We start from the raw sequence: 10148 nt of genomic DNA, 5'->3' as shown, positions 1-10148 counted from the left end.
CCCGGCCTTGCCGGCGCCCTCGGCCACGGCCGGCATGAGCTTGTCGGTGTAGAGCTCCATGCCCTTGCCGGAGGTGCAGATGAAGCCGTCGCCGGCGCGCCCCGCGTACCGCGCGACCAGGGGGCCGCCCGCGGCGATGTAGATCGGCGGCCGGCCCGGCGCGGTGGTCAGGTGAGCTTGCTCTTGACCTTGGCGGCGACCTTGCCGGCCAGGCCCGGGTTGGTGCCGTACAGGCGGGGGTCGCCCGGCGGCAGGACCGGCTCGGGGGCGTGCGCCCGCGGGCTGTGGTCGTAGCGGAACTCGCCCTTGCCGTCGGGGGTGGGACCCGAGGCCCACCGGCCCTCGGCCGCGTCCTGACCCGGGGAGAAGTCCAGGTACGTGTAGCTGAACTCCGCGGTGAACTCCTTCGAGTCATGTTGAACAGGCGCGCGACCTGCAGGCGGCCCTGTGCCTCGGCGGTGACGTTGAGCTGGAAGTCGGCCATCAGGTTGCCGCTGGCGGTGATGAAGTTGCCGTTCCACGGCACGCCGGCGCTGTCCACCGGCAGGGCCCCGCCGCCGTGGATGAAGTGCGCCGGGTTCGACCCGCCGTAGATGGCGCCGACCATCGGGTTGTCCTCGGCGGCCTCGGCCAGCGACAGCGGGGCGTTCTCCAGCAGCCGGGTGATCATCGTGGCGATCATCTCGACGTGGCCCATCTCCTCGGTGCCGACGTCGAGCAGCAGGTCCTTGTACTTGCCGGGCAGTCGGCAGTTCCAGCCCTGGTAGAGGTACTGGTTGGCGACGGTCATCTCGCCCCACTTGCCGCCCAGGACCTCCTGCAGCCGGCGGGCGAACGCCGCGTCCGGCCCGTCCGGCTTCGCCTCGAACTGCAGGTCCTTCATATGCGTGAACATCACATCTCCTCGGACTCACCGGTGCCGTTGCCAGCCGGTTCCCGGTCCGGCGCGGCTCGCCGGGCTGTCAGCGGGCCCGGCCGGCGCGCGGCCGGCACACGCTGAGGAACTCTCATGAGTCCAGCTTCCGACATCGGCTTACATATGCCATGCACCTCCCCGAAAGAGGGCGAACCGGATCGCGGCGGGGATCATCCGGGGTGATCATGCCGGTCGACCACCCGCAGACACCGACGAGCGGCCGCCCGGGGAGGGGCGGCCGCTCGTCGGGGCGGGTCGGGTCAGGCGGCGGTGGACCAGATGGCGCGGAACGCCGCGGCCTCCCCCGCCAGCCACTGCTCGATCTGCTCGGGCTTGACGTCGCCCGGCATCCGGTGCACCTGGCCACGGCGGACGTCGACCAGCACCGGCTCGGCGTGCGGCAGGACCGCGTCCATGTGCCGGGCCATCAGGTGCAGGGTGGCCAGGGTGGTCTCGTCGCTCGGCGGGGCTTCGTCGAAGTGCAGCCGGACCGCCTCGGCGCGGCCGTCGGCGTAGCGCACCCCGAAGTGCGGGTTGATCTTGACGGGTAGGTCGCCCAGCATGGCCAGGGCGTCGCGGGTCTGGGCCAGGTCGACGCCGGCCGGCTCGCCGAGCGAGTGCAGCCAGGTGGTCGCCCCGGGCACCAGCGCCTCGTAGAGCGGGCGCCAGCGTGGCTTGACCACGTCGGCCACCTGGGCCAGGTGGGTGCCGCCGGTGTGGAAGGCGATGTCGGCCTTGAGCGCCTTGACGAACTGGCCGTGCGGGTTGAATCCGTGCCGGCTCGCCCGCTGCTTGCGCAGGCCGCCCACGAAGGTGGCCTTGGTGGGCCCGGTGCGGTCCACGTACCGGGTGAACCCGAGGAGGGTGGCGTAGGGGGTGACGGGGGTGGCGGAGGTGGGCGCAGTCACGAGCATCCTCCCAGGTCAAAAGCTCGATTAGTACACACATTCTAATCGACAGGTCTGACATCGCCCAGGGTGCGAAAAGGGCCGCCCGGACATCCCGGGCGGCCCTTTTTCGCGCCGTCCCTACAACTGTCCGACGTCGGTGATCCGGACGACCGCCGCGCCCGCCTCGTCGGAGGCGGCGAGGTCGATCTCGGCGCTGATCCCCCAGTCGTGGTCGCCCTCCGGGTCGTCCAGGATCTGGCGTACGGTCCACTTCTCCCGGCCCTGCTCGATCATCAGCAGCGCCGGCCCGCGCGCGTCCGGCCCCACCCCGATCGAGTCGTACGCCTCGAAGTACGGCTCCAGCGCGTCCGCCCACGCGTCGGCGTGCCAGCCGTCCCCGGCGTCCAGCTCGCCGAGCAGGTCCCAGCGGCGCAGCGCGGCCAGCTCGACCCGGCGGAACAGCGCGTTGCGCACCAGCACCCGGAACGCCCGGGCGTTGCGGGTGACCGCGGGCGGCCGGTCGGCCAGCGAGGCGGCCACCTCCTCGACGTCGGTCGGGTTGCGCAGCCGCTCCCACTCGTCGATGAGGCTGGAGTCGACCTGCCGGACCAGCTCACCCAGCCACTCGATGAGATCGACCAGCTCCTCGGTCTTGGCGTCCTCGGGGACGGTCTGCCGCAGCGTCTTGTACGCGTCGGCGAGGTAGCGCAGCACCAGGCCCTCGGAGCGGGACAGGCCGTAGAACTGCACGTACTCGGAGAAGGTCATGGCCCGCTCGTACATGTCGCGGACCACCGACTTGGGGGAGAGCTGGTGGTCGGCGACCCACGGGTGGCCCTGCCGGTACATCTCGTACGCCGACTCCAGCAGCTCGGCCAGGGGCTTTGGCCAGGTCACCTCGTCGAGGAGTTCCAGCCGGGCCTCGTACTCGATGCCCTCGGCCTTCATCGCGGCGACCGCCTCGCCGCGGGCCTTGAACTGCTGCGCGGAGAGCACCTGGCGCGGGTCGTCCAGGATCGACTCGATCACGCTGAGCACGTCGAGCGCGTACGACGGGGACTCCCGGTCGAGCAGCTCGACGGTGGCCAGCGCCAGCGGGGACAGCGGCTGGTTGAGCGCGAAGTCGAGCTGGAGGTCGACGGTCAGGCGCACCCGCCGGCCGGTCTCGTCCGGCTCGGGCAGCTCCTCGACCACGCCGCCGGCCCGCAGCGCCCGGTAGATGGCGATGGCCCGGCGGATGTGCCGGCGCTGGGCGGCCGGGTCCTCGTGGTTGTCGGTGAGCAGGTGCCACATCGAGGCGAACGCGTCGCCCGGCCGGCCGATCACGTTGAGCAGCATCGAGTGGCTGACCTGGAAGCTGGAGGTGAGCGGCTCCGGCTCGGCCTCGACCAGACGCTGGAAGGTCGGCTCGCCCCAGCCGATGGAGCCCTCCGGCGGCTTCTTCTTCACCACCTTGCGGCGCTTCTTCGGGTCGTCGCCGGCCTTCGCGAGCGCCTTCTCGTTCTCGATCACGTGCTCGGGGGCCTGCACCACGACCCGGCCGAGGGTGTCGAACCCGGCCCGCCCGGCCCGGCCGGCGATCTGGTGGAACTCGCGGGCCTTGAGCAGCCGGGTGCGGGTGCCGTCGTACTTGCTCAGGCCGGTGAAGAGCACGGTGCGGATCGGCACGTTGATGCCGACGCCGAGGGTGTCGGTGCCGCAGATGACCTTGAGCAGCCCGGCCTGGGCCAGGGTCTCCACCAGGCGGCGGTACTTGGGCAGCATGCCGGCGTGGTGCACGCCGATGCCGTGCCGGACCAGCCGGGACAGCGTCTTGCCGAAGCCGGAGGTGAACCGGAAGTTCCCGATCGCCTGCGCGATCATGTCCTTCTCCGCGCGGGTGCAGACGTTGACGCTCATCAGCGCCTGGGCCCGTTCCAGGGCGGCCGCCTGGGTGAAGTGCACGACGTAGACCGGGGCCTGCTTGGTCGCCAGCAGTTCCTCCAGGGTCTCGTGCAGCGGCGTCAGCGCGTACGAGAAGAGCAGCGGGACCGGCCGCTCGGCCGAGCGGACGACGGCGGTCGGCCGCCCGGTGCGCCGGGTCAGGTCGTCGACGAAGCGGGTGGTGTCGCCGAGCGTGGCGGACATCAGCACGAACTGGGCCTGCGGCAGTTCGATGATCGGCACCTGCCAGGCCCAGCCCCGGTCGGGCTCGGCGTAGAAGTGGAACTCGTCCATGATCACCTGGCCGACGTCGGCCCGGGCGCCCTCGCGCAGCGCCAGGTTCGCCAGGATCTCGGCGGTGCAGCAGATGATCGGGGCGTCGGCGTTGACGCTGGCGTCGCCGGTGAGCATGCCGACGTTCTCCGCGCCGAAGACCTCGCAGAGGGCGAAGAACTTCTCCGAGACCAGCGCCTTGATCGGCGCGGTGTAGAAGCTCGTCCGGTCGTCGGCCAGCGCGGCGAAGTGCGCCGCGATCGCCACCAGGCTCTTGCCCGAGCCGGTCGGGGTATTCATGATCACGTTCGCGCCGGAGACGATCTCGATGACCGCCTCCTCCTGGTGGGGGTAGAGGGCGAAGCCGCGCTCGGACGCCCAGGAGGCGAACGCGTCGTAGAGGGTGTCGGGATCGGCGGTCTTCGGCAGCGCGGCGGTGAGAGTCATGGCGACTCCCATCGTGCCTGGATCATGGGTCGCCGCGCCAACCGGGTTCAGCGCCGCCGGTGGATCAGGTCAAAGATCTCCCGCCCAGCGGTGAGCGCGCGCCGCTCGAACTTGGTCACCGGCCGGTGCGCCGGGCGCGGCGCGTAGCCCCCGTGTACGTCCACCAGGTCCGGGTCGGCGGTCAACGTCTGGCGCATCGACTCGGCGTACTCGGCCCAGTCGGTGGCGCAGTGCAGCGTCCCGCCGGGGGCCAGCCGGGAGCGCAGCAGCGCCACGTGCGCCGGCTGGATGAGCCGCCGCTTGTGGTGCCGGGCCTTGGGCCACGGGTCGGGGAAGAAGACGTGCACCGCGTCCAGGCAGCCCGCCGGCAGGGCCCGGACCAGGTCGAGCGCGTCGCCGCGGGCCACCCGGACGTTCGCCAGCCGGTGCCGTTCGACCAGGTCGAGCAGGTTGCCGATTCCGGGCGTGTGCACCTCGACCGCCAGATAGTGTCGGTCCGGGTCGGCCGCCGCCATCGCGGCGGTGGCGTCGCCCATGCCGGAGCCGATCTCCAGCACCAGCGGCGCCCGCCGGTCGAACAGCGTCGCCGGATCGCACGGCCCGTCCAGGTCGGCGATCTCCAGCCCGTACGCGGGCCAGAGCCGGGCCAGCGCGTCGCGCTGCCGGTCGCCCATCCGCCCGCGACGCGGGTGGAAGGTCCGGATGCGGGCGGGGTGGGCCGGCGGGGCGGCCGGCGAGTCGGTGGAGGTCACAGCGACCCGAGCGTACGCGACCGTGGCGCCGGATCGGATGTGCGGTACGGCCGGGGGTGAGAGGATTCATCCCGTACGGCAGGACGGGTGGCGCGCCGCCCGACACCGCCAACGCGACGGCGCCGGGAGGGGCCATGGTGTCAGTCACGGGACGGGCGGCGCTGCTGGTCGCGGCCGCCGCGTGCAGCGCCCCGCTGGTCGGCGTCGGGCCCGCCCAGGCCGGCGCCGCACGGGTGGCGACCGCTCCGGCGCCAGCCGCCGTCGTGCCCGTCGCCGCGCCCGGACCCGGGCAGCCGGGGACGCAGCCGCCCGCCGACGTGATCTTCGTGGAGGTCACCCCGAGCACCGTCGAGCCCGGCTTCCTGGTCGGCGTCCGGGCCAGTTGCCGGGACAACTCCGTGCCGGCGATCGTGGTCTCGGACGCGTTCGGCCGGATTCAGGTGCACCCGCAGCACGGGCTGCTCACCGCCTCGCCGATGGTCAAGGAGCGCACCCGGCCCGGCAACTACCGGGTCAAGCTGGAGTGCCCCGGCGGGGAGACCGCCTCGACGATGCTCCAGGTGGTCAAGCGGGTGCAGCCGAGCCGCGGCCCGGCCACCGGGTTCGGCGGCACCGCCGGGATCGGCGCCGGTGGCCTGCTGGTGCCGATCGGTCTGGCGCTCACCGTGGCCGGGGGCGTGGTCGGCGTGGCCGCGTCGCGCCGGCCCCGGACGGTCCGTGGCGCCGCCCGCCGCTGAGTGCCGCCATGCCCCCGCAGCCCGCCTCCTCGCCCGCCACTCCGCCGGCCCCGGTCCGGAGACGTAGTCCCTGGGCGGCGCCGCTGGCGGTGATCCTGGTGCTGATCGGCGTCTTCGCCACCGGCGCCGGGCTGGGACGCACCGCGGGGCCGTTCGACTGGGTGCCGGCGGCCACCGGACCGACCCCGGGCACCACCGCGCCGGCGCCGGCGCGGACGCCCGCCGCCCGCCCGGTCCGGCTCGCCGTGCCGGCGATCAAGGTGACCGCCCCGGTCACCCCGGTCGGCCAGGCCCGGGACGGCTCGATCGACGTTCCGCCGCTGACCCAGCACAACCAGACCGGTTGGTACGACCGGGGGGCAGTGCCCGGCGAGGCGGGCCGGGCGATCATCGTCGGGCACGTCGACACCAAGAGCGGTCCGGCGGTCTTCTACCGGCTGCACGACCTCAAGCCGGGCGACCGGATCGAGGTGACCCGGTCGGACCGGCGGGTGGTGACCTTCGCGGTCCGGACGGTGGAGTACTTCGACAAGGCCAACCTCCCCGCGGACCGGGTGTACGGCGACGCCGGCCCGGCGGAACTGCGGCTGATCACCTGCGGCGGGGAGTGGGTCGGTGGGGGGACCGGCTACCAGGACAACGTGATCGTCTTCGCCGCCCTGCTCGACACCCGCGCCACCTGACCGGCGCGGTCCGGCGCGGGCAGGGCCGGGCGGACCCGGGCCGCCCGGACCGGTAGTCAGGGTCGTCGATGTTGCCGGAGCGGCCCGGGGCGTGCTGGAATGGCTCCCAGCGCCGCAGCGCCGGGGGCAACCGCGCTGGGCACGGCGAGCACGGGAGCAGCGCAGTGCCGGCAGAGGGCCGCTTCGGCAGCGGCCCGGGCGCCGCATCGCCGGGTCATCTCCATTGCCAGCGCACCAGAACCGGCGACGAGGTGAAAAGCGATCATGATCTCCCGGGAGAGTCTCGCGGGTTGGTACCGGAACCGCTACGTGTGGGCGGCGGTGATCCTGCTGACGGTGTCGGCGGTCGCGGTCGTCCTGCACCGATCGGCCGGCGTGGGGGTACAGCCGGCCGACCTGGAGGGGCAGTTGATGGCCCGGATGCGTACCACCCTCGAACGGGTGGACCCGGGGCAGCACAACCACGCCGGATCCAACACCCAGCGGGCGGCCACCGCGGGGGCGGAGAAGCCGCCGGTCATCTGCGGGGTCCGCGTCTACGGCTACGAGCCGGCCGCTGCCGGCACCCTGGCCGACGTGCGGACGGTCTACGGCTTCCACCTGTGCGGGGTCGCCGAGCAGAAGTGCCCCTGGGACCTGGCGGTCAAGCTCGCCGGCCCGCTGATCATGGACATGTCCAGCGACCCGCCGGGCATCCAGGTGGTCGAGGCGACCGCCGAGGTGAGGTTCGTCGACCGGCTGCGGCAGATGTTCCCGCCCAGGTACGCGGAGCCGGCGCTCAAGGAGGCGCTGGCCCCGCAGGAGATGGCCGACCTGCGCCGCCGCTACGCCGCCGCGGCCGGAATCTGACCCCGCCGGACGGCCACTCCGCGCCCGGCGGGCCTTCGTGCCCGGTGGGCTTCCGTGCCCGGCGGGCCTCCATGTCCGGCGGGCTTCCGTGCCCGGCGGGGCGGGCGGCTCAGGCCTTGCCGGCCACCTGCTGGACCACCTCGAACTCCAGCAGCGTGGCGCCGGTCGACACCGGCTGGCGCGGCGCGGCGTCCGCGCCGCCCGCGTGCGCGGCCCGGGACGGCCCCTGGGCCCACGCCTGGTAGGCCTCCTCGGACTCCCAGCGGGTGTAGACGAAGTAGCGGCTCGCCCCGGCGACCGGGCGGAGCAGCTCGAAGCCGAGGAAGCCGGGGGAGTTCTGCACCGCGCCGGCCCGGGCCGCAAAGCGCTTCTCCAGCTCCTCGCCGGCACCGGGTGGGACGTCGATCGCGTTGATCTTCACGACTGCCATGCGTCCCACCCTACGGCGTTCAGAACGACTCGACGGCCGGCACCAGGTCGGCGTCGACCACGATCGGGGCGTGGTCGGAGGGGCCCTTGCCCTTGCGCGCCTCCCGGTCCACGTACGCCGAGGTGACCGCGCGGGCGAACGGCGCGGAGGCGTACACCAGGTCGATCCGCATGCCCTTGTTCTGGTGGAACATCCCGGCCCGGTAGTCCCAGTAGGTGAAGGGGTGCGGGCCCTTCATCGGCGTGGGCACCACGTCGCTGAGACCGAGGTCGCGCAGTGCGGCCAGGGCGGCCCGCTCGGCCGGGGTGACGTGGGTGGAGGTGACGAAGAGCGCCGGATCCCACACGTCGGCGTCGGTGGGGGCCACGTTGAAGTCGCCGCAGACGGCCAGCGGCCGGCCGGTGGCGAGTTCCGGCTCCAGGGCGTCGCGCAGCGCGGCGAACCAGGCCAGCTTGTAGGCGTAGTGCGGGTCGTCCGGGGCGCGCCCGTTCGGCACGTACACCGACCAGACCCGCAGCCCCGCGCAGGTGGCGGAGATGGCCCGCGCCTCCGGCTCGGGAAAGCCGGGTTCGCCGGGGAAGCCGACGGCGACGTCGGCCAGCCCGACCCGGGACAGGATGGCCACCCCGTTCCACCGCCCGTCGCTGTGGCTGGCCACCTCGTAGCCGAGGGCGCCGACCTCGGCGACCGGGAACGCCCCGTCGGGGCACTTCGTCTCCTGCAGGCACACGACGTCGGGCTTCGTGCTGGCCAGCCAGTCGAGCAGCCGGGGCAGGCGGGCCTTCACCGAGTTGACGTTCCAGGTCGCCAGGCGCATGTCTCCAGCCTGCCGCATCCCGGCCCGCCGCGCCGGGTCAGCCCGGCCGGGGTGTCGCGCCGGCCGGGCCGGGACGGCTCAGCGTTCCGGGGTGTCGCCCGGTCGGGTCTGCTCGGCGAGGAAGCGTTCCAGCTCGGCGCCGAGTTCGTCGGCGGTGGGTAGCGGGCCGGTCTCGCCGGCCAGCAGGTTCTTCGCGCCGCGACCGCGGGCGAACGTGTCGTACTGCTCTTCCAGGGCCTGCACCAGGGTGGCCGCCTCCTCGGTCTGGGCGACCTGGCGGTCGATCTCCACCCGGACCACCTCGGCGGCCGAGCGCAGGCCGTCGTGGGGCAGCAGCAGCCCGGTGCTGCGGGACACCGCGGTGAGCAGCGCCTCGGCGGCCGCCGGGTATTCGGTCTGCGCGACGTAGTGCGGCACGTGGGCGGCGAAGCCGAGCGCGTCGCGGCCCTGCTGGCCGAGGCGGTACTCGAGCAGGTGCCCGACGCTGCCGGGGACCTGGACCCGCTGGAGCCACGGCTCGTAGCCGGAGATCAGCTCCGGGCGGGTGGCGTGCGCGGTGACCCCGCTGGGCCGGGTGTGCGGCACCGCCATCGGGATCGAGTTGAGGCCCACGGTGAGCCGGACGTCGAGCCGGGCGGCGACCGCGGCCACGGCGGCCACGAACCGCTCCCACTGCAGGTCCGGCTCGGGGCCGGTGAGCAGCAGGAACGGGGTCTCGTCGTCGTCGTGCAGCAGGTGCAGCTCCAGCGCCGGGGCGTCGTACTCGGCCCAGTGGTCCTCGACGAAGGTCATCACCGGCCGGCGGGAGCGGTAGTCGAAGAGCTGGTCGATGTCGAACCGGGCGATGGTGCGGGCCTGGAGGGAGGTGAGCAGCTGCTCCCGGGCCAGCCGGGTGGCGCTGCCGGCGTCGACGAAGCCGGTGAGTGCCTGGATCAGGACCGGCTGCCCGAGCTCGGGCAGATCGTCGGTCAGTTCGTAGAGCTCGTGTGGGTCGAGCACCGGTGGGGACCTCCCTGGATACGCGGGTGCGGCGGGCCGTGCGCGCACGGCACCCCGTCCGCCCAACGTACCGACCATCCTGGTCCATTCCGTTACCGCCCGGTCGCGGCGGGGGGATGATCACGATCGGCCGGAAGTCGTAGGTCCGGACCGGCCGAAAGGACGAGTTAGTCGATCAAGGGCCTGGGTGGGGGCGGCTGCGAGGTTCCTGCCCGGCGCGGTGCGGACCGGGTCGCCCCGGAGGTTCGACCGGTTTGCCGGGTCTGCTCCGGCCCGGGGTGGGCCGGGACCGGCCGTCCGGATCGAATCGGGCATATTGTGACGAGAGCCACCCGATCGCCCTAGACGAGTAAGTCCTAATCCTGATCAGTGGTCGTAGGCGGTCAAAGATCGGGTGACGGGTTGGCCGGTAGCTCGGTTGTGCCAGATGGC

At 73.1% G+C, this 10148-nt stretch carries 10 protein-coding genes; 3 read left to right on the top strand and 7 right to left on the bottom strand.

Translation table 11 applies throughout. The features are described from left to right. The 4 genes from AB0I11_RS33650 to trmB all read right to left on the bottom strand — a co-directional run. Positions 1-895, bottom strand: an 895-nt coding sequence (locus tag AB0I11_RS33650) for a manganese catalase family protein (RefSeq protein WP_357329881.1), incomplete at its 3' end; no start/stop codon positions are given. Positions 896-1176: 281 nt separating this feature from the next. Beyond that, positions 1177-1824 carry a hypothetical protein gene (locus tag AB0I11_RS33645; RefSeq protein WP_357329879.1) on the bottom strand — a complete coding sequence of 216 codons (648 nt, stop codon included), beginning with the start codon at positions 1822-1824 and terminating at the stop codon, positions 1177-1179. Positions 1825-1944: 120 nt separating this feature from the next. Continuing rightward, complete coding sequence (locus tag AB0I11_RS33640; RefSeq protein ID WP_357329877.1) at positions 1945-4449, bottom strand: DUF3516 domain-containing protein; 2505 nt, start codon at positions 4447-4449, stop codon at positions 1945-1947. A 47-nt stretch (positions 4450-4496) separates the two neighbouring features. Next, the gene (trmB, locus tag AB0I11_RS33635) at positions 4497-5123 is read right to left on the bottom strand and encodes a tRNA (guanosine(46)-N7)-methyltransferase TrmB (protein WP_357329883.1); all 627 of its coding nucleotides are present in this window, start codon (positions 5121-5123) and stop codon (positions 4497-4499) included. A 212-nt stretch (positions 5124-5335) separates the two neighbouring features. On the opposite strand from trmB, the gene AB0I11_RS33630 reads away from it, so the two are divergent. From AB0I11_RS33630 to AB0I11_RS33620, 3 genes are all read left to right on the top strand, one after another. After that, a complete protein-coding gene (locus AB0I11_RS33630; RefSeq protein ID WP_357329875.1) occupies positions 5336-5938 on the top strand; it encodes a hypothetical protein in 603 nt (200 codons plus the stop codon). A gap of 8 nt (positions 5939-5946) precedes the next feature. Beyond that, entirely contained in the window at positions 5947-6621 is a 675-nt protein-coding gene (locus AB0I11_RS33625) for a class F sortase (protein WP_357329873.1), read from the top strand. Positions 6622-6885: 264 nt separating this feature from the next. Continuing rightward, positions 6886-7470, top strand: a complete 585-nt coding sequence (locus AB0I11_RS33620; RefSeq protein ID WP_357329871.1) for a hypothetical protein — start codon at positions 6886-6888, stop codon at positions 7468-7470. A 109-nt stretch (positions 7471-7579) separates the two neighbouring features. Here the strand turns inward: AB0I11_RS33620 and AB0I11_RS33615 are convergent, their stop codons facing one another. From AB0I11_RS33615 to AB0I11_RS33605, 3 genes are all read right to left on the bottom strand, one after another. Beyond that, positions 7580-7900, bottom strand: a complete 321-nt coding sequence (locus tag AB0I11_RS33615) for an antibiotic biosynthesis monooxygenase (RefSeq protein ID WP_357329869.1) — start codon at positions 7898-7900, stop codon at positions 7580-7582. Positions 7901-7919: 19 nt separating this feature from the next. After that, entirely contained in the window at positions 7920-8717 is a 798-nt protein-coding gene (locus AB0I11_RS33610) for an exodeoxyribonuclease III (protein WP_357329867.1), read from the bottom strand. 78 nt (positions 8718-8795) lie between these two features. Continuing rightward, positions 8796-9716, bottom strand: a complete 921-nt coding sequence (locus tag AB0I11_RS33605; RefSeq protein ID WP_357329865.1) for a PAC2 family protein — start codon at positions 9714-9716, stop codon at positions 8796-8798. Between the last annotated feature and the right edge of the window lie 432 nt (positions 9717-10148).

The organism is Micromonospora sp. NPDC050495 (assembly GCF_040655175.1).
In the GTDB taxonomy this organism is placed as follows: domain Bacteria; phylum Actinomycetota; class Actinomycetes; order Mycobacteriales; family Micromonosporaceae; genus Micromonospora.
The sequence above is the reverse complement of the archived record's forward strand: the minus strand, read 5'-3'. Positions and strand labels throughout refer to the sequence as shown.

Bases quoted from the DNA above. Each gene is read 5' to 3' on its own strand.
- AB0I11_RS33640 (WP_357329877.1), bottom strand. From the start codon at position 4,449: ATGACTCTCACCGCCGCGCTGCCGAAGACCGCCGATCCCGACACCCTC.
- trmB (WP_357329883.1), bottom strand. From the start codon at position 5,123: ATGGGCGACCGGCAGCGCGACGCGCTGGCCCGGCTCTGGCCCGCGTAC.
- AB0I11_RS33630 (WP_357329875.1), top strand. From the start codon at position 5,336: ATGGTGTCAGTCACGGGACGGGCGGCGCTGCTGGTCGCGGCCGCCGCG.
- AB0I11_RS33625 (WP_357329873.1), top strand. From the start codon at position 5,947: ATGCCCCCGCAGCCCGCCTCCTCGCCCGCCACTCCGCCGGCCCCGGTC.
- AB0I11_RS33620 (WP_357329871.1), top strand. From the start codon at position 6,886: ATGATCTCCCGGGAGAGTCTCGCGGGTTGGTACCGGAACCGCTACGTG.
- AB0I11_RS33615 (WP_357329869.1), bottom strand. From the start codon at position 7,900: ATGGCAGTCGTGAAGATCAACGCGATCGACGTCCCACCCGGTGCCGGC.
- AB0I11_RS33610 (WP_357329867.1), bottom strand. From the start codon at position 8,717: ATGCGCCTGGCGACCTGGAACGTCAACTCGGTGAAGGCCCGCCTGCCC.